Genomic DNA, 20,082 nt, shown 5'->3' with positions numbered 1-20,082 from the left:
TGCAAATAGACGGTCACATTGGCGATGACTGAGGCAACAGCTACGTCCTTTCGGGCGTGGTACCGCATCGATCGGAACAAGGCCACAGATTGGCAAACCGATCTTTGGCAGCGAAACGTTCAGGAGGAAAGCGATGCACGATCATGTAATTCCCGCGGCGAAGGTTCACGAAATACCGGTAGAAGGCGGTGGCCGGTTTCCGGTACGTCGGGTTTATTGCATTGGTCGAAACTACGCGGCGCACGCTATAGAAATGGGCCACGACCCAAATCGTGAGCCCCCATTTTTCTTTCAAAAGAATCCTGACAATCTCGATCCATCCGGAGAATTTCCATATCCTGCTCACAGCTCAGACGTACATCATGAAGCTGAAATGTATGTGGCGCTCAAATCCGGCGGCACAAAAATTTCTGTGGAAGATGCTCTGGATCATGTCTACGGCTACGGGCTTTCACTCGACATGACCCGTCGAGATCTACAGGGCGAAATGAAGAAAATGGGTCGCCCTTGGGAAATCGGGAAGGCATTTGAGCGCTCAGCTCCATGCGGACCGGTGCACAAAGCAGAAGAAGTTGGAGCACTCGACGACGGCGCAATTCGCCTAACGGTGAACGGGGAAATTAGGCAGGAAGGCGATTTGAACCAGATGATCTGGAAAGTTCCTGAGATGATCTCATACCTGAGCGATTACTTCAAACTTGCTGCCGGAGACGTTATCCTTTCTGGAACTCCTTCTGGCGTTGGCCCCGTCAACCCAGGTGATGTGATGGTTTTGACGGTCGACAAATTGGGTAGCCTAACTGTCAAGGTTACATAGCAACCACACCGAACCCTCTCTGCGAAATAGGCCAATGCTTTTGTAAACGGATCCCGGATGCCCCACTTAGTCGCCGAATTGATCGCACCCCATTCTGGCACTGCAAACGCTATCGGTGCCCCTGGTCGATCTTGGTTGAACTACCTCGGGCTGCGTGAGCTTTGCGCAAAGGTCAAAAAAGATCTCCATCAGATCGGAGTAGGTCGCGGCGACCGAGTGGCAATTGTGTTGCCCAATGGCCCCGAAATGGCGACGGCCTTCATATCCGTTGCCCAAGTGGCGACGACGGCACCTTTGAACCCGGCATACACTTACGAAGAATACGTTTTCTACCTCAAAGACCTGAAGGCCAAGGCCCTTCTTGTAAACGAAAACGACGATGGACCTGCCGTAATAGCTGCTGGGGACCTTGGCATCGCAATCTTGAGGGCCTCTCACGACAGCTTACATTCGGCCGGTCAGTTTTCTATTTTGTCCTGTGACCCAATTGGCACGGCTGACACATCCGCGCCGGGTGAAGATGATGTCGCCCTGATACTGCACACGTCAGGAACTACGTCGCGTCCCAAAATCGTCCCTCTGACGCAGGCCAATATCTACGCATCCGCGCGAAATGTGGCTTTGTCTTTGAAACTGACCATCGACGATCGCTGTCTGAGCGTTATGCCGCTGTTTCATATCCACGGGTTGATTGCGGCTGTTGCCGCGTCTTTAGGTGCTGGATCTCAAATTAGCTGCGCCCCAGGGTTCAACGCGCTCAGCTTTTTCTCTCAAGTCGCTGAAGTCGACCCGACCTGGTACACCGCAGTTCCGACAATGCATCAAGCTATTCTCGCCCGAGCTGCACGAAACCAATCGATCATTGAGCAATCGCGATTGCGCTTTCTTCGATCTTCTTCTGCTTCGTTGCCGGGCCCGGTAATGGAAGAGTTGGTGGCAACATTTAATGCGCCCGTCATCGAAGCCTACGGCATGACTGAGGCGACACATCAAATGTGTTGCAACCCGCTTACTCCCCAAACTCAAAAACCCGGATCTGTTGGAATAGCAGCAGGTCCCGAAGTCAGAATTGCAGACGAGAACGAAAATGTTCTGATCTCTTCGAGGGACGTCGGAGAAATCGTTATCAGTGGTCCGAACGTGACGCTGGGTTACGAAAGCAACCCGCAGGCAAATGCCGAAAATTTCTTTGAAGTGGGCGGGAAAACTTGGTTTCGCACTGGTGACCAAGGGTCGTTCGACGAAGAGAACTACCTGCGACTGACCGGTCGTCTTAAGGAGCTTATCAATCGCGGCGGAGAGAAAATCAGTCCGCTCGAAGTTGATGCCATTCTATTAAGCCATCCGGACGTTGCACAGGCAGTTTGTTTCGCTGTGCCCCACGAAAAATTGGGCGAAGATATCTCTGCGGCGGTCGTGCTCGCCGAAGGTGCCTCAATCGCAAGTCAGGAAATTAGGGATTTTGTCGGTTCTCGGCTCGCTAAATTTAAAGTGCCGAGTTCAGTAGTTATACTCGAAAAGATACCGAAGGGTGCGACAGGCAAAATACAAAGAATAGGGCTGGCCGCAAAACTGGGGCTGGCGGAGGCATAGACACATGAAAATCTGTATCTTTGGTGCCGGAGCTATCGGAGGTTACATTGCCGCGAAGCTCGCGCAGACCGACGTGGACGTTAGTGTCGTCGCGCGAGGCCCCCATCTGGCTGCAATGCAAGAAAAAGGGCTGACTCTTCTTGAGAATGGGGAAAATCCAATAAACGTCCCAATACGTGCCTCAGACAATGCTTCCGATCTCGGGCCACAAGACTACGTCTTCATCACACTGAAAGCGCATTCCGTTCCAGCAGTCGTAGACTCAATGCAGCCGTTGATTGCAGACGAAACAACCATAGTAAGTGGAGTGAACGGGGTGCCCTGGTGGTATTTCCACAAACTGGGCGGCCCTTACGAGGGAACGAGGTTGGCGTCAGTCGATCCGGGTGACGTTCAGTGGGACGGTTTTGGACCAGATCGTGTCCTCGCATGTGTCGTCTATCCAGCCGCCGAGGTCATTGCTCCAGGATCAATCAAGCATATCGAAGGCAATCGTTTTTCGTTGGGCGAGCCCGATGGTTCTAAATCAGACCGCGCTGCCGAGCTTTCGGCTGCGCTATCTGCCGCGGGACTGCGTGCGCCCGTCAGACCAAGAATCCGGGATGAAATTTGGCTGAAACTGTGGGGTAACTTGTCGTTCAACCCGATTTCAGCTCTTACCCACTCAACACTTGATGTCTTGTGTGCCGACGAAGGCACACGCTCCGTGGCACGCGGAATGATGCTCGAGGCTCAGGAAGTAGGTGAAAAACTTGGGGTTAAGTTCCCGATAGATGTTGAAAAACGCCTCGACGGCGGAGCGGCTGTCGGTGCGCACAAAACCTCAATGTGGCAGGATTTGGAGTTGCGCCGACCGATGGAAATTGATGCCTTGGTCACTTCGGTGCAAGAACTGGGGAAACTTACAGGAATCTCAACGCCCATAATCGACACCGTAGCATCACTGATCAAACTGAGGGCAAAGGTCGCAGGTCTTTATTAAAGTCTTTGTGGGCCTTGCAACGAGAGCATTGCTTGAGGTGGACAACTGAGGCTGGTTCGAACGTGTCATACAGCGTCTTTGGGAGTTTTCCTGCACCTTCGATGACAGTTAGCTCCTCGTTTTGGGTTAGAAATTCTTGTCGTTTGGGTCGGAATTGAGTGACGCGATTTACCCATTTGTTGAGGCTTTAGACGCCGATTGAGTCAGGAATCAGTGACACTCCACAGTAAATGTTGAACGTCACACGAACCTGATCCAACCGTCATAGTTGGACCAGAAAAGCAGTGAACGTTCGACATCAGAAGGCGCCCCCAACGTTGGACATCAGTTGAATTTGACCTTTGCGTCATCAACTAACACGCCGCCCCCATTTCATACTCCCGCAGACAGTTTGGTTTGATCTGACTTCCCTTTCGGAAATTCAGGTCTGATTTGTAGGTCAGACAGCGAAGCTGCCTGTTCCTGCTAAACTGCCACGTGGCGAACGCGGGAGGGGGGAGGGCTGCGCCCTCACCCTGACGGCTAGGGCGTTTGGCCTGCCCAAATGCCGCTGGCCCAAAAAAAGGAAAGTGGTGGGGAAGAAAGCCCACCGCAATTTGCGATTGTATGATTGAGTCGAACTGAAAAAGTAATAGTGGCCACCAAACAGACATCAGCCGCATGCGCAGCAATGGGCCTCAGCGACAGCGGCAATGCACAGGAAGCGGACTTTAATCAAAGATGCAGTGTTATGGAGCCGTGGACAGCTGTTATGCGGACAAAGTACCAATTTGCTACGTCAAATCCAACGGCCGTTTCCCTGTCGCACGCGCACCTAAAAAATACTCACTCGGGATCAAATCATGGGTAACACCGTTCACAGCTTGGACTGAAGGCATTCTTTTGATCATTAGTCGATCTCAAGACCCGCCTTGCGAAGACTACCTAAAAGATTTTGTTCGAACGGTTCACCCAGTTGCCAGATTGACAGAATGTTGCTTGCCTCGGATGCGAAACCGGGTTGTTGTGACAGCAGCTCCTTCATCGAGGACTGGGCTTCTTTCTGGCGGTCCAATTTTGCATTCAGAGCTGCACTCCAAAGATGCGTCCAAAAGAAGTTCGGCATGTCGATCCGGTCCAAAACCGTTAATGCCTGCTGATAATAGCCTTGGTCGAATTCATAAAACACGCGCGGGAAATGGTACCAATGCGGATGTACCGGGTTCAAAGCGATGGCCCTATCCACGATGGCCAGACCTTTGCCCCATTCGCCGCTGAAGGCGAGCCTCATGCCGAAATGTGCTAGAACAGCGCTGTCATTTGGACTCAGACCAACTGCGATCTCCCCGGCCTTGCGAAACCCATCAATGTCTCCGCGAACAAAGCGCATGTTGGCCATCATCAAATGTCCGACCGCAAGGTTCGGATCAATCTCGACTGCACGGCGCGCTGCATCAGAGGCGTTAGTGATCACCTCCTGGCGGTCACCGCCAAGACCAAAGCGGATTTGCTGAAGGTAAAGGTTGGACAGCACCGCCCATGCCTCGGCGTAATCCGGGCTTTGTTCCAAAGATCTTTGAATGCAGTCCAAGATTGCCGGATGGCGGTCTAGGTCGATTTTGATCTGGTAGCTGTAGTAGCTCAGCACGCAATCATACGCATCGCGGTTGTTCGGCGGCGTTCGGGTGGCGATTTTCATCGCACCCTGTGTCAGAACGCCGTATTTCCCAGCAAGTTTTCCGATCACATCCCGGATGATCTTGTCCTGTGCAGCATAGATTTCACTGGGGGCGCTTCCCATAGTATAGTCGTTCACCCAAATGTACCTGTTGCTTTTGAGGTCGATGAGGCGGGCTGACAACAAAATAGTATCGCCCTTGTCCAGAACACTTCCCTCCATTGCAAAATCCGCATTGAACTCTGCCCTCAGGCTCTGCAGATCAGCGCCCCTCTGGGTCAGTCTCTGGCCACTGCCCAAAGGTAGAACCCAAATGTCACGGAATCGCGCCAACTCGCTGGTCAACTGCTGGGTCAGGCCATCGGAAAAATAACCCGGCCCGTCTCCTAACGTGTCAAACGGAAGCACAGCCACAACAGGGCCTTGCGGAAGTGTTTCTTCTGAGATTGAGGAGCGTGCTGTCCAAGGGCCACCAAAAACAATCCAGATCAAGGTGCACAATGCCGCCAACCCGACAACACCAAGACCGAAATAGGGAAAACGCCAGGGGCTACGGTCTTCCAGTGGCGAGACCAGGGGTGAGGAATTTGGTGGCTCAGGCGGCGTAACACGCTCGAAACGAGGGGCGTACCCGCCCTTGGGTATGGTCAGACGAACCGGATCTTCCCGGCCCGGTCCTGCATAGTAGCCATCAATGTCCTGTCGCAGGCGCCGGGCCTCAAGCCGGACAATCGGGTCAACTTGCTGATCAAAGGTCTCATCCCTGTCAAAAACAGACATAGCGATGGAAACACCTTTGATCTGATCAGCGCGACCGGCCAGATACTCTTCGACGATGTAGGATAGAAAAGCGCGGCGCTGGGGTGTTGCTGCAAAATCGGGATGGGTCAAAAGGCGGTGCAACTGCGCCCGAATGTTACTTTCCGACAAGTCCAACCGAAGATCCTCAATCCCGAAAAAGTCCAAAGAAAACAAATAATCAACACACGACTCAGGGTGTAATACAGGGGATCAACGGCAGGTAGCAACATGTTCGCACTTCCCTGCTGCAGTTCTTTCGCTAACAGGGGCGAGCACTTTGCCATGCAGGCAAGTGCCGGAGCGTCGGGGAAGCGGCCTTTGTGTTCGAAAAGACGCCGCTCTACGCGAACGTCCAGGTTTTCCCTCGTGATTTGGTTTTGTTGCTGCTTCCTTGCCGCTTTCGATAATTGAATTCTTTTCGACAGGAGCTGTCTGATCATGGCACGCCGACAAAAACTACTTCTCACCACCGCACTATTGATGCTGACCGCCGGTGCAGGGGCTGCGCAGGAACATTTTGATCCCAAGGGCAAGATGCCTTCAGAATTCACTGTCGAGTTTCAGGAGCAGATGCGTGGCTCTTTGCCGTTCGAAGATCAGCGCGATTTTGAAGAAAGCCGCAAGGGTCTGATCGCGGTTCCCGACTATCGCCAGATCAAAACCGAAGACGGCACCGTCGCCTGGGATATCGGCAGCTATGATTTCCTGCTGGAAGAGGGTCAGGAGTTCGACTCGATCCACCCGTCGCTGCAGCGTCAGGCGATCCTGAACATGAACTATGGTCTGTTCGAGATTCTGGACGGCAAAATCTATCAGGTCCGCGGTTTCGACCTGTCGAACATCTCGTTCATCCGGGGCGATACCGGCTGGATCATCTTTGATCCGCTGGCTTCGAAAGAAACTGCCGCTGCCGCGTTGAAGCTGTTGAACGACACGGTAGGCGAACTGCCGGTCAAGGCGGTGGTCTATTCGCACTCGCATGCTGACCACTACGGTGGTGTCCGCGGTGTCATCACCGACGAAGACGTCGCAAACGGCGTCGAGGTCATCGCGCCCGAAGGCTTCATGGAACACGCCGTGTCCGAGAACGTCTATGCCGGCAACGTGATGAACCGCCGTCTGTTCTTCCAATATGGTGTACTGCTGCCGCGCAACCCCTACGGTCACGTGGATCAGTCGATCGGCAAGAACATCTCGGCCGGGACCACCGGCCTGATCGAGCCGACTCGCTATGTCTCGGACGATTATGAAGACATCACCATTGATGGTGTCCGCATGATCTTCCAGAACACCCCCGGCACCGAAGCCCCAGCCGAGATGAATACCTACTTCCCCGATCTCAAGGCCTTCTGGGCGGCGGAAAACATCACTGGCACGATCCACAATATCTACACCCTGCGCGGCGCATTGGTCCGCGATGCGCTTAGCTGGTCCAAGCATATCAACGATGCGCTGTATGAATTCGGGCAAGATGCCGATTTGATGTTCGCCTCACATTCCTGGCCCCGCTTCGGCAATGACCGCATTCAAGAGGTCATGCGTGCACAACGCGACACTTACGCCAACCTCAACAACGGCGTGCTGAACCTGGCCAACAAAGGTGTGACCATCAATGAGGTCCACAATGTCTATGAGGTTCCAGAAAGCTTGCAGCAGCAATGGGCCGCGCGCAGCTATCATGGCTCGGTCGAGCACAACAGCCGTGCGGTCATCAACCGCTATCTTGGGTATTGGGATGCCAATCCAACAACTCTGACCCCCCTGTCCCCAAAGGATAGCGCGCCGCTTTTCGTCGAGATGATGGGTGGTGCCGAACCGATCCTGGCCAAAGGACAGGCGTTGTTTGACGCAGGCCAATACCTGCATGCTACTGAGATTCTGAACAAATTGGTCTATGCTGAACCGGACAACCAGAAAGGCAAGGATTTGCTGGCGGATGCGTTCGAACAGATCGGGTACCAGAAAGAAAGCCCCTCGGTCCGCAACTCTTTCCTGGGTGCCGCCTATGAACTGCGCAATGGCATCCCGGAAGGTGCCACCATCGAAACCACCGGTCCCGATACCATCCGGGCGATGGAAACGTCGATGTGGCTGGATTTCATTGCCATTCGCGTTGACAGTGCAAAAGCGGCGGATATGGAGTTTGTCATCAACCTGTCCATTCCTGATCGGGATGAAGAAATCGTGGTCGAGTTGAGCAATGCTACACTGACCCACATCGTCAACCAGACAGCCCCGAACGCTGATCTGTCGATCAGTCTGGATCGTGCTGAACTGGAAAAGGTCATGACGGGTGAACGCAAGCTGGTCGATATGCTGGCCGATGGCACCGCTCAGTCCGATGGCAACCCCGATGTCGTGGCACAGTTGGCCTCGACACTGGACCAGTTTGTTCTTGGATTTGAGCTGATGCCCGGCACCGGGGCCAAGGATCTCACGCTCAAAGCCAATGATTTCGCCCAACCACCGTTGGCAAATTCGAACGGGGGTTAATCTCCGCAACCATCTCAGCGGACTACCCCAGATCGACTGAAGTTTGTGGCATCAAGAGAAATCTGAGCACGAGTTCGAAGGGGATCTGGGATGCTTATCTCTGGAAACGGTCGCATTGTTTTAGCAATGCGACCGTTCGCTGTCGGTGCAGCATCGGTCAAAATGGGTTCTAAGTCGCCATCCGATCATTTCACTCAAACAATTGACGGGCACTTAGGGACTAAAGTCGGCAAAGTGCTAGTACGCGGCCTAATGCACCCGCAGTAGCCAACTTACGCAGCGACGGCAAAACAGGGCTCAAAGGTCTTGTTCAAGCTCACCGCAGAGAATGGCGGCAGCGAGCCCATGTGCTGAATGCTGCAATTAGTGCAAACGACAGTTCTGCGCTCTGAGTAATCTCTACAAAGCTTGGACAGAGTCCGTGCTGCGGGGGGTTGTACTGATTACGACGAGCAGCAGGTGGGATGCTCAGAGTTACAGGATGCCGTTTTGCTGCCAAAACCTGCTCTTCGATGTCTTGCTTGGGACAACCATATCGGCTCAACCATTCAACGCTTGGTTTCCGGGACCCCCAGTCTGCGCAAGTCATCCAGCCATCGGTTGAGGTATTCGTCGCTCTCGAACGGCGCATTCCTTGCCTCTTCGATACTGTAATCGGGGTTGTCTGCCAAAAATTGGTTGATCAACGTCTTTGCTTCTTCTTCTCGACCCAACCGTAAGAGTATCGGCGCAAGCGTGCGTCTTAGGCGATCCGGAACCCCGTTCATCTTTTCAATCGAAGCGAGAGCACCTGCGTAATCTTCCGCAAAATACTGTGCCCATCCCAGATTCCACAGATACCAATCCGGATGATGCGGGTTGAGGCGAATCGCCGACCGCATTCGTTCAACGGCTTCTTTGGCACGTCCACTATAGACCAGAGGGTCAGTTGAATTGACGAGCGTGCCCGCAGAATTCGGATTTAGCGAGATAGCCTTGTTATACAGCGTTACTGCCCGGTCGAGATCGCCGCTATACATCGTCACATAAGCCAGAACGGCGTAGCCGGCAAAATCGAGTGGTTCCAGATCAATCGCCTTTCTGGCCATTTCAAAGGCAAGATCGAGCGATTCTTCGCGTGAAAGGTCTTCGCTCCAGCCAAAGCGGTACCCAAAGGAATGCGCCCACGCGAGTTCAGCATATGCGCCCGCGAAGTTTGGATCGAGCGCAATCGCCTGCTCACTCAGTCGCTGCGCTTGAATATTGTCCCTCTTGTTGAATTTGAGCGAGTGCTCCTGAGCACGTGTGGAGAGTTCATAGGCCCCGAGGTTTTCAGTGGGCTGGTGTTTTAGTCTGTCATACTCGGCGAGATTAATACTCGTGCTCAACGTCGAGGCCACTGTGCGCGTAATCTCATCCTGAACGTCAAATATGTCTTGCAGATCACGGTCGTATTGTTCAGCCCAGAGATGCTTGCCGGTAGTGGCATCGATTAATTGCGCATTTGCGCGCAAACGTTCGCCTGCGATCTGAACGCTGCCGTCAACGATGTATCGCACGCCGAGTTCCTGCGCGATCTGCTGCACCTCTATGGGTTCATCTTTGTACAAAAAGGATGAGTTGCGTGCGATGACAAAAAAGTCGGAGAACCGGGACAGCGCCGTCAGGATGTTTTCACTCAGACCATCGCTCAAGTAATCTTGGCTGGGATCGTTGTTCAAATTGTCGAAAGCCATGACCGCGATGGACGGCTTGCCAGACGCAGGTAGATATTGGTCACCATTGGCGGACGATGTCCGAGCAGGGCTCCAGGGCTGCCACCATGCCGCCAGGCCCAAGACCAAGGCGGACACGACGCCGACGGCAACTGCCAACCAACGTTGTGCAGGCTTTGCTGCGCTCCGCACAATGGGCGATACCAAAGCCGTGGCCTTTTCATCGAGCGTCAAACTGAATACATGCAATGGGTCCGCGATGTTCTTGACCTGATGCATTCCCATATCTTCGATGCTGAGGTCGAGTTTGTCCTTAACCTGATCGAAGACATTGACCGACATGCAGATGCCGGCGGGTTTGGCCAGGCTTTCCAATCGAGCGGCTATGTTGACGCCATCGCCTTGAATGTCATCCTGATCAACCACGATGTCGCCGACATTGAGCCCTATCCGATATCGAACTTGAGCATCCTGCGGTACGCTCTCATTTTCGGTCCCGACGTAGTGCTGCATTTCGACGGCACAACGAACGGCCTCGACAGCGCTGGCAAATTCGATCAGCAGCCCGTCACCCATCAATTTTACAATGCGCCCGTTCCGCGCCGATACAATTGGCTCGAAAAGACGTTCGCGATGCGTTTTGACTATCTCCAGAGTGCCGGCTTCATCATTGCGGATAAGGCGGCTGTAGCCAACGACGTCGGCAGCAAGTATCGCGGCGAGGCGGCGTTCCAAGTTCCTACCTCCAAGTTTTTAGATCAGGTTAGGCAGAAAGCTGAGACTAATCCAGAACCTTTGAGACCGTTGATACGTTCCTCTGACGCTCAGTTGACAGAGCCACGACTGACAACAGCCATTCCGCTTCGGGGCGGGGGCTGGCCATGATACTTCAAAAATGAAAGGCGACTTTGTCCGCATTATTCGTTTTCATCACCTGAGGAACATGGTCTGCAATCGACCGAAAGCTGCCGAATGCATCCGCAGCGCCTACGCTAGGCGGCAATGGCGGCTCAGGGCTCTTACTTTCAGTTGAGGCACGTCGCAGAGAATGACCGCTCCGAGCCCGAAGCGGTCGTCCGTACGGATGAAGGCCGCCTAATGTTGTCGTCATAGGAACCGTCGGACATTTGTGTTGAACGACGTTGGCTTATTAATGATCTCAGCCCTCGGGAGTATACCAAATTGGCGAAGTGTAAGCACGTTCCTGTGTTGACGTTGGCACCTCGGGCGGTAGTTCATCCCCGAACCGAACCGCGTCGTAAATTGTCCATCTCGGGGTAGGAATTTCCAAAACACGAGCATAGTAGAAAGCCCGCACTGAAGGATCGAACTCAGGGTCCGTCCAAACAGTGATCAGCTCTGGAGACCCTATGGAATTGGTAAACGTGCCCGTTGTAACATCCACGGTGTTCCCCACCGCTGGCAGGTTGCCGTCCGCATCAAGTTCTCGGTCTCCCGACCAAGCCACGTCATAGACCCGCTCTTCAGTTTCGCCGCTGGAATTTAGCCAACCTTTCACAATCTGAACACGGTCGAGATTGCCGGAGAACGGATCTTTCAGCGCAGCAACCAAGAAGGTTGGGGCGTCCGCGCCTTCTGTCGCGTCTGCGAGGTCCCCACCCATCGGAACGCCTTTTTCATATCCTATTTCTGCGGGCAAACGAGACCTTGCATCAGCTTCCGTAAAATCCCAGCCACCAAAGAAACGAACCGCGATACGACTACCGGTTGTCCCGTAAACTTCTTTCCGTTCCATGGCGTCGAATATGGCTTCGCGTGTGTTGTCCTGAGCCCAGACCGCTGCATAGCCAGAGGCTGCCATCTCCCATCCAAGAATTCTTGTCGCTTCAAACTCACCAACAACATGCTGCCAACGACCCGGCTCTGGTTCGACCCCAGAGTGTTTGCCAAAAAAATTGTCTTCTTCCGCCGTTGCCAAAGCCGTATGGCTATCGGTCGATCCCACTACTCCGAATTTGTATGGATTAGTGCCGAGCTGAGCCTCTAGCTTCAGGCCGTTCTTCAATGCCTCACGGGCATATTCATATTGGAGCATCCAGTCTTCTTTGGGAGTTGGGCCAAGGTTGGATTTATCCCAAGTTTCATAGTCTGCGAACTCATCGTTTGGGCTTAGAAACGGATGCGCTTCTCCATCACCCTTGATCTGGGTGATCTCATACATTGGTTCCCACTTTGCACGTCGTTCTGCGTAGTCTTCGGTCAATGGCTCACCCGTTTCCGGATTTGTCTCGACTGGGAACATTAGACCGTTGGAGACATTGCCGTTGTGGGCAAGTGCCAGCACACGCCCGCCAGTCTCTTGTTCATATGTTTCTAACCAGTCCCATAACCGTTCCGGATTAAAGGTCTCTGCGGTTGTGAAAGGTAGCATTTGCCGCGCGCGAATGGCATCATCTCGGTAGATCACGTTGCGGTGGAGGTTGTTCCCAGCTTCAGTGGATGTCCACTCGTATCCGATGAACGCAGTGAAGGTCCCAGGGTCGTTGTGGTGATCCGCAGTTTGCGTGAAATTGTCCCAGACGGATTGTACAAATCTTCGATCTGAAACTGCCTCGGGAAGTGCATCTCCTGTAATACCCGCGAAAGTTTCAATGACTTCCATTGTTGCGCCTAGAGCGACGTCTCCACCGGCGTTAAGTCGTTCGCTCCAGTCTCGAAGCGTTGGGTCCCGCATCAATGTTGAGTTTCCGGCGATGATTTCATTCATAGCGCCCATGGCATCAGAGTGATCGGCAACGACAAGCCAATCGAGCGGGCGCGATAACTGCACGCGCAGGCCGTGCGATGTCGTGACTTCCTCACCGCGTGCAAATCTATAGGCATCGTCCGGGCTCAGAATGACTCCAAATCCGCGCGCGTCGAGTGAATTTGACGTGTGAATGTGGGTGTCACCCCACAGAGGACGCGTAGGAAAATCACGCCCAGCGTACGGTGAGAAATCAGCCGGTGCAGGTTCGCGCATATCATCAACCGATATAGTCATCTCCCCAACTTGCCCACCTTGTGCAGCCTCTTGAGCATTTGAAGAGCTTGCTATGAACGTGGCAGAAACAATCGCTGTCGATGTCAGAAAAAACTTCATTGGAACCTCCCAGCAGAGCTGAATGCCGGCCTATGGCAACATCTGACGCGGCTGTTCGTCAAGTAAAACAACGGTTTTCTAATTTGGGCACCAGCGATCCTGAGAAAGGTTCATTTATTTCTGAACCTCGGGTTCGCCCATAGCGTTGACGCTCAGCCACCTTGCTTCAGGTGCCGCAGTGAGTAGCCTTTCTTGACGATGGGTGCTCTTGTTCGTCAGTCTTATGCCAGTGATCTTGATTGGAGGCGTTGTCATGAAGTGGTTTTCACGAACATTCCTACTGTCCTTTTTTCTTCTATTTGCCACAGTTGCCTCAGCCCAAGACAAACCCAATATCGTATTCATATTTCTGGATAACTTTGGTTGGGGTGAACCAGGATTCAACGGTGGTGGCATAATCCGCGGTACAGCGACTCCCGAAATGGATGCCCTGGCTGCAGAAGGATTAAGGCTCACGAACTTTAATGTGGAAAGTCAGTGCACTCCCTCTCGAGCTGCGACTATGACTGGGCGTTACGGCATCCGGAGCGGCAACCATACAGTCCCACTGGGCGGCGGCGTCTACGGTCTGACTCAATGGGAAATCACTATGGCCGAGATGCTAAAGGATGCGGGATACAACACGGCCATGTACGGAAAATGGCACCTCGGCTGGTCTGCAGGGCGCTATCCAACGAATCAAGGATTCGACGAGTTTTACGGCGTCGAAACCACTGACGTTACAGTCTGGCGAACGCTTCCGGGATTTGCTGAAGCCGAGATGGAAGAGCCCGTCGTCAAGCAAGGTGTGTCAGGCGAGCCAGCATCCATAGTGCGGGACTATGACTTGGACTATCGCGGTGAGATAGATGGTGACCTGACAAAAAAGGCTATCGAATTCATCGAAGCGAAGAGCGCGGCCGACGCACCCTTTTTCATTTATCTTGCTTATACACAGACCCACTATCCAAACATCGCGTCCGAGGAATTCGATGGTGCCACTGGAAACGGTGTTTGGGCCGACATTCTACTTCAGACTGACACCTACATCGGGCGCATCGTTGATGCGTTGGAGACCGCGGGTGTTTCGGATGATACCGTGGTGATCTTTACTGCCGACAACGGCCCCGAAGCTCTGCCAGTTGGAAACGCGAACGTCTCTCCAGTACCTGCGGTTCATGGCACCGCAGGGCCTTGGCGTGGCACTCTCTTCACTAGCCTCGAGGGAAGTATGCGCGTACCTTTTGCGATCAAATGGCCTGGGAAAATCCCTGCCGGTTCTGCGAGTAACGATGTTGTCCACTCGATGGACCTCTTTCCGACATTCGCGGCGTTTGCAGGCGGCAAGGTGCCAAGAGACCGGGCCTTTGATGGCATTGACCAATCCGAATTCTTTCTCGGTGTCCAGCCAAATTCAAATCGAGATGGCGTGATCGTTTACATGGGTGAACAGATTTTCGGCGTTAAATGGAAGGATTGGAAAGTCCTGTTCAAAGAGAATACGACAGCTTTTGGTGTGACAAATTCTTTTGACACACCAAGGGTCTACAATCTTCTGAATGATCCGCACGAGCGCGAAAGCGTACTCTTCCCTCACACATGGGCGGTCGAAAAGGCGCTACCGCAGTTGCAGGAGCACATCGCAACGTTCAAGGAGCACCCTCCGATCCCGCCGGGAACGCCAGACCCCTATGAACCACCCAATGACTGAGCGGCAGTTTTGTCTCGCGTTCCAGGCATTTCACTAAGCCGAGCTGAAGGTCCGTTTCGGGTCTAACAGACGAACTCTCGATCAGTGATCTCATAAAACCTCTGACCTTGGTGCGCGCGGATTCCGCGCGGCTTTCCGAGCCATCTACGCGGGGTTTCTGAAGACCAATATGGAGGCTTTTGTCCCGTAGAACGCGTTCCAGCTTCTCGAGTGGTTGGTGCTTCCGATTGGGACCTGCGCAAAACACGGCGTTCCGCTGCTCCAGCTTCCCAACGCGTCATATGTACATCGCACCTATGATGTGGTTGAACAAGTAACGCGTCACCAAGATCTGATCTTTAAAGCCGCTCAAGACGCAACATCGCTTGGGCGATCCTCGTTTGAAACCTACCTGAGCCGCCGTATCGAGTTTGGGGTCGCCGGTGACTGGTTGGACTCGCTGGAGCTAACGCATCTTCATCAAGCCGCTCTGACATTAGGTATGGCGATTGCCATGGATCGCGGCGTCGGCCGCTCGGATTTGGACTTCGAACAAGAGCGTACTTCCATGTCGGCTGGGTTCGAGGTTCTAAGGAGTGGGCCGGAAGCCCTGAAATCTGAGTTGGAGCGTGCCAGACGCCGGTCTTCCTCCAAGCGGTCCTATTTCACGACAGATATGGGCGAATTCTACACCTGGCTTAAGGAAACTGAAGAGGACCCGGCGACAGCAGTCCTCAGGGCCTGTGTGCAGGATTTTGTGAGTGAAAACTATCCGCTGCAGACAGGTGCGAAAGTTCTGGGTACGGAAATCTCAGCACCCAAACTCATCACGCTTGAACGCGCGCGGGAGCTACATGGCGTCGGCGAGGTTCGGGTGCGAGGCATTCTCGCCCATCTTCGTGGTCAAAACGCGAGCGACCTTTCAAATATGAAAGATGTCAGCCATGAGGATCTGGATGCCGTGCTCGACTTCTGGTCTGGATTGCAGAATACCAAATCCACCGCGGTCCAGCTGAATATCCATCCGGTCCAGGTGAAGGCGCTGATCCGACAGAATGTTCTGGAATCCTATCGTTTTGGAACGTCTCTGCGCTATGTGCCAACATCTTCTGTACAGGACTTGCTGACCCGGCTTGAAGGTCTGCGCATTGCCTCTCGGGCACGTCATAGGTTGCCCCTCTCGGAGTACAGCCGACAGAGCAAGGTGGCCCTGGCTCGCGTTGTCGCCGATTGGGCAGCAGGCCGACTGTCCGGCGTTTGGAGAGATCCGGACGTGGACGGGTTGGCTGGAATTCTTATCGACTACACTGAGACCTTGGAAAAATCGGAGCGCGTGCTTTCCGGCGATCTGTCTCTGATGGATGCGGCGGCGCGCTTGAGAATTAGCGTTGGGTCAATCCGGTTTTTGCGAGATGGTGGATATCTGAAGCAGATAAAAGCGCGAAACCCGGACACGCAGCATTACCGTTTCTACATCACTGAAGAGAGTATTCAGGCTTTTGAAAAAAACTATGTAAAGTTGGGCCAAATGGCGCGGCAGTTTGAGATAGCAGCGGTCCATTTGGGTCCAGCACTGGATCGAAGAGAAGTTGAGACAATCCCCTGCGAGGCTGGGTTTGTTCGTGCCTACCCGAACGAGACACGAGATGTGGTTCGGGAACTGGCAAACAGAGTAACGAGTTAATCTGATCTGTTGGTCTCAGCGGGTATTTGAACCAGTTCGCGCGGCGGAGTTGGCCAGATGCTCTACCGCGCATGCTCACCAATAATAGTGTGGTTTGGGACAGGATAATGCTGCCTCCGATGGTCACAGTTCCGCGGTTGCTTCCCTAGGTCCTGTTGACAAAACCAATGGTGTGCCGTCCCAGATGGCTGTCTTGATGCTGCGAGAAACCAAATGAACCGTCTAACTATCGCGTCCAGCGTTTCGCCTGGGATCGAACAGGTCATCCAATCTAAGCTTACCGCTTTAGAAGCGGATCATGATGTCCGAGTGCTGTTCGCCATTGAAAGCGGCAGTCGTGCATGGGGTTTCCCGTCTCCCGACAGTGATTACGATGTACGCTTCATCTACGTACATCGGCCAGACTGGTATCTGAGCATTGAACCCGGTCGTGATGTCATCGAACTGCCCATTGAAGGCGATTGGGACATAAACGGTTGGGATATTCGTAAAGCACTTGGTTTGTTGATCAAACCTAACCCTGTGATGTTGGAGTGGTTATCCAGCCCTATCAGGTACAGATGGAATGACGCGGTCTGTGAACGGCTGATTGCCTTCGCAGCCAAGACGACCTACGGCGAATCCTGTCTGCGCCACTATCGCAACCTGGCGCAGAAACAGTGGGACAAGTATGTTGGTGAGAGCCAGGAGGTGAGCTTCAAGGCGTATTTCCACTTACTAAGACCTGCCTTGGCGATCTCTTGGATCAGGAAGATACCAGACACGCCACCGCCGATGAACCTGCATGATCTTGTTAAAGATCAGGACCTGTCTCCCGACCTATTGGGGTATATTGACAGACTTTTGGTGCTGAAAAGCAAAACCAAGGAAATGGGCCGTGGACAGCGCATAGCGATCAAAGATGATTTCATACACGATCAAATGGCGTGGGCAGCCGTGGTAAAAAAGAACGAAGATCGCCACGACCTCAGGGCCGAGGGTAATAGCTTGCTACGGCACATCGTTAAGGAAAATGCCACGGCCGGAAATGCCATTAACGAAGGTATGTGTCAGCAGATCGGGCGTTCAACGAGAGACCGGTGCAGATAACACCCGAACTGCGATGTGCAGGGGCTTTTATCTAAGGCCTTCCCTCCGAGAACCCAAAACCTGACACTTATGCGGGGCGCGGCGAATGTCTCATTGGAGCCCAAACTACCACATGCAGTAGTGTGGACAAATGTCCGCTTTGGTTTTGTTGGAGGAGTTGCGTTATGGAACGCCCAATGCAATTGCACACGATACCAACGAAAGCCTGTTTTGGACGTGGAGCGTCTTACTACTTTGGTGTCAGTCAGATTATTCAAAAGCGTTCGCTTACCCCGACGCAAGTGACCAATTAAACGATTTGACGTGTTTAATCAGCGCCTGAACAGGGGGCAGGTCTTCGCGTCCAGCGGGGATCGTCAAATAAACCGATCTGAGTAGATTCTGATCTCGCAAGGCCACTGATTTCAGGCCCGCTGAACTGGCAGAACTTTCTGGCATGATCGAGACACCGTGATCTTGCGCAAGCAATGATTTTATCCAATCTTCCCGCTCGCTGCTGGCCACGACATTCAGGTTCACATCGTTCTTTTCTACCATTGACAAGATCATATCCCGAAACTCGCATCGCAACCTGTCTATATAGGGAAACTCGGCGATCATCTTCAGAGGGATCGACTCGCGTTGAGCCAACCGGTTTTGCAATCCGCAGGACATCACCATGCGTTCCTGAAACAATTCATGGGTGCGCATTCGTGGAACAGCTTCGACAGGGCTGCCAATGATTGCGACATCAACCTTGCCATTCAATAGCGCCTCTTGAATCGTTGCAGCGGTGAAATCCAGCAGCTCAATCGACAGCGTCGGGTTGTCTTGCTGGAACTGCGCCAGACAACGGCCTACCTTGCCCGGGTCTATGGTGCACATGATCGCAATACGGATACATGCGGTTTCGGTCTTCGCAATCCGTGATGCAAGCTGTGCAGCGCGACTTGCTGCATCCTCCACCTCCTGAAGAGAGGTACGCATGCGTTCACCCAGGTGGGTCAAATGCGTCAAACGCCCTTCTCTTCGGATCAGAGATCCGCCAAATTCCGATTCAAGCTGCTGGATTGCTTTACTCAATGCAGGTTGCGAGATCTTCAATTCTCTCGCAGCTTGAGAAAAATTGAGTGTGCGTGCGACGGTAAGAAAATATCGAATGCGACGAAGTTCCATAGGGTCTTGTACCTCAGCGGGGCAGGTGGGCCAGTTATACATACCATAACTAAAATATATGATTGGAGGCACTAGGTTTGAGGTCAGCCACAAGGAGACCTCTCGATGAAGCTACCACATTACGCTGCTGCCACAGGAATTGTCGCTTTTGTTTTGGCGGGTGCAGTTCTGGCTCAATCCTCAGCAGAAAATATTGCCGAAGCGACCTTTAATGACGACGGGTCAGTCAATGTTCCCACTGATTACCGTCGCTGGGTTTTCATCGGTTCGCCACTGACCCCCAATGCCCTGAATGACGGCGAGGCTCCTTTTCCAGAGTTTCACAATGTCTATGTCGAACCTTCGGCCTATGACTACTTTGCGGAAACCGGTGAATGGGCAAATGGTACGCAGATTGCCAAAGAATTGGTGATGATCCGCGAAGGCGACAATTGCACCGAAGAAGATGGCGCTTGTTTCGAAGTGTCCGGCAACGGGTACTTTCAGGGCGAATTCGTCGGTCTTGAACTGACGGTCAAAGATACGGAACGGTTCAGTGGTGAACCGGGCGGCTGGGTCTATTACAGTTTTGGGCACGAAGGCGAACCCTATGCTGAAACAGCACAGGCCTTCCCAGCAGAATCCTGCAACGCCTGTCATGAATCCAACGCAGATACCGATTTCGTGTTTATCCAGTTCTATCCTGTGCTTCGTGCCGTTCAGGGAAATTGAGACGTGAAACGTCTATTGGGTTGCCTCGCTCTGATTAGCCCAATCGGAGCGCTCCCCGGGTCGGCACAGGAGTTTTCTGTGTCGACCCAAGGGGTCGTTGGATCAAATGGAAGCATCCACATGCCCAAGGGCGAGTTTCGCACCAATTGGCCAATGCTGGGTAGCTGGACCATTCTGGACGAAGGCGAAGCCACTGGACAGCACGTTGTCTATACGCAACGGGGCGTGATCGAACATTATCTGGACCATGGGTCGTTCCCCGACGGTGCAGTTCTGATCAAGGAGCTGTTAGAAAGCAAAACCGACGAGTACACCACCGGAACTGCAGCCTATGCGATCGAGGTTACGGGCTGGTTTGTCATGGTGAAAGACGAACACGACCGGTTTGACGGAAATGGCCTCTGGGGCAGCGGCTGGGGTTGGGCTTATTTCGACGTGGCTGATCGTGAAACAACGACGACCGAAGATTACAATATCGAATGTAAGACCTGCCATGTACCCGCCCGAGAAACTGGCTGGGTCTATACCGAAGCTTATCCGGTGCTGAACACAAACTGAGACGACCAAACCGGCTGGGCAACCTAACCCCCACCACTCACCCTGACGCAGCGGGGCGGATTAGCTAAAACGATCC

The 20,082-nt window shown here is 53.3% G+C and carries 13 protein-coding genes; 9 read left to right on the top strand and 4 right to left on the bottom strand.

Annotated features, from left to right (window positions below):
• Window positions 1-133 precede the first annotated feature (133 nt).
• From AC2FLD_RS19325 to AC2FLD_RS19315, 3 genes are read left to right on the top strand one after another with little or no spacing between them, the layout of a single operon-like run.
• Entirely contained in the window at window positions 134-817 is a 684-nt protein-coding gene (locus AC2FLD_RS19325) for a fumarylacetoacetate hydrolase family protein (RefSeq protein ID WP_496672722.1), read from the top strand.
• A gap of 57 nt (window positions 818-874) precedes the next feature.
• A complete protein-coding gene (locus AC2FLD_RS19320) occupies window positions 875-2,410 on the top strand; it encodes an acyl--CoA ligase (RefSeq protein ID WP_496672725.1) in 1,536 nt (511 codons plus the stop codon).
• Window positions 2,411-2,414: 4 nt separating this feature from the next.
• Window positions 2,415-3,392: a 2-dehydropantoate 2-reductase gene (locus AC2FLD_RS19315; protein ID WP_496672728.1), complete on the top strand. Its 978-nt coding sequence runs from the start codon at window positions 2,415-2,417 to the stop codon at window positions 3,390-3,392.
• A gap of 889 nt (window positions 3,393-4,281) precedes the next feature.
• Here the strand turns inward: AC2FLD_RS19315 and AC2FLD_RS19310 are convergent.
• Window positions 4,282-5,985, bottom strand: a complete 1,704-nt coding sequence (locus tag AC2FLD_RS19310; RefSeq protein WP_496672730.1) for a tetratricopeptide repeat protein — start codon at window positions 5,983-5,985, stop codon at window positions 4,282-4,284.
• A gap of 303 nt (window positions 5,986-6,288) precedes the next feature.
• Between AC2FLD_RS19310 and AC2FLD_RS19305 the strand changes: the two genes are divergently transcribed.
• Window positions 6,289-8,343, top strand: coding sequence for an alkyl/aryl-sulfatase (locus AC2FLD_RS19305; protein WP_496672734.1), 2,055 nt, complete (start codon window positions 6,289-6,291; stop codon window positions 8,341-8,343).
• A gap of 548 nt (window positions 8,344-8,891) precedes the next feature.
• Here AC2FLD_RS19305 and AC2FLD_RS19300 read toward each other — a convergent pair.
• Both AC2FLD_RS19300 and AC2FLD_RS19295 read right to left on the bottom strand, forming a co-directional pair.
• A complete protein-coding gene (locus AC2FLD_RS19300) occupies window positions 8,892-10,772 on the bottom strand; it encodes an adenylate/guanylate cyclase domain-containing protein (RefSeq protein WP_496672737.1) in 1,881 nt (626 codons plus the stop codon).
• A 424-nt stretch (window positions 10,773-11,196) separates the two neighbouring features.
• Window positions 11,197-13,140 carry a DUF3604 domain-containing protein gene (locus tag AC2FLD_RS19295; protein WP_496672740.1) on the bottom strand — a complete coding sequence of 648 codons (1,944 nt, stop codon included), beginning with the start codon at window positions 13,138-13,140 and terminating at the stop codon, window positions 11,197-11,199.
• A gap of 223 nt (window positions 13,141-13,363) precedes the next feature.
• On the opposite strand from AC2FLD_RS19295, the gene AC2FLD_RS19290 reads away from it, so the two are divergent.
• The 3 genes from AC2FLD_RS19290 (at window position 13,364) to AC2FLD_RS19280 (ending at window position 17,582) form a co-directional block, all read left to right on the top strand.
• Window positions 13,364-14,830, top strand: coding sequence for an arylsulfatase (locus tag AC2FLD_RS19290; RefSeq protein WP_496803730.1), 1,467 nt, complete (start codon window positions 13,364-13,366; stop codon window positions 14,828-14,830).
• 301 nt (window positions 14,831-15,131) lie between these two features.
• Entirely contained in the window at window positions 15,132-16,493 is a 1,362-nt protein-coding gene (locus AC2FLD_RS19285; RefSeq protein ID WP_496727094.1) for a hypothetical protein, read from the top strand.
• Window positions 16,494-16,706: 213 nt separating this feature from the next.
• A complete protein-coding gene (locus AC2FLD_RS19280) occupies window positions 16,707-17,582 on the top strand; it encodes a nucleotidyltransferase domain-containing protein (RefSeq protein ID WP_496672748.1) in 876 nt (291 codons plus the stop codon).
• 267 nt (window positions 17,583-17,849) lie between these two features.
• Here the strand turns inward: AC2FLD_RS19280 and AC2FLD_RS19275 are convergent, their stop codons facing one another.
• Window positions 17,850-18,830 (bottom strand): LysR family transcriptional regulator, encoded by a 981-nt coding sequence (locus AC2FLD_RS19275; RefSeq protein ID WP_496672751.1) that lies wholly within the window; start codon window positions 18,828-18,830, stop codon window positions 17,850-17,852.
• Between the two features lie 12 nt (window positions 18,831-18,842).
• On the opposite strand from AC2FLD_RS19275, the gene AC2FLD_RS19270 reads away from it, so the two are divergent.
• Together AC2FLD_RS19270 and AC2FLD_RS19265 are read left to right on the top strand one after the other, a co-directional pair.
• Complete coding sequence (locus tag AC2FLD_RS19270; RefSeq protein ID WP_496672754.1) at window positions 18,843-19,448, top strand: cytochrome P460 family protein; 606 nt, start codon at window positions 18,843-18,845, stop codon at window positions 19,446-19,448.
• 78 nt (window positions 19,449-19,526) lie between these two features.
• Window positions 19,527-20,006: a cytochrome P460 family protein gene (locus tag AC2FLD_RS19265; protein ID WP_496672757.1), complete on the top strand. Its 480-nt coding sequence runs from the start codon at window positions 19,527-19,529 to the stop codon at window positions 20,004-20,006.
• The last annotated feature ends 76 nt before the right edge of the window (window positions 20,007-20,082 follow it).

This window comes from Ruegeria sp. CDSA021 (assembly GCF_059612325.1).
This window is presented reverse-complemented; position numbering and strand designations above follow the sequence as displayed.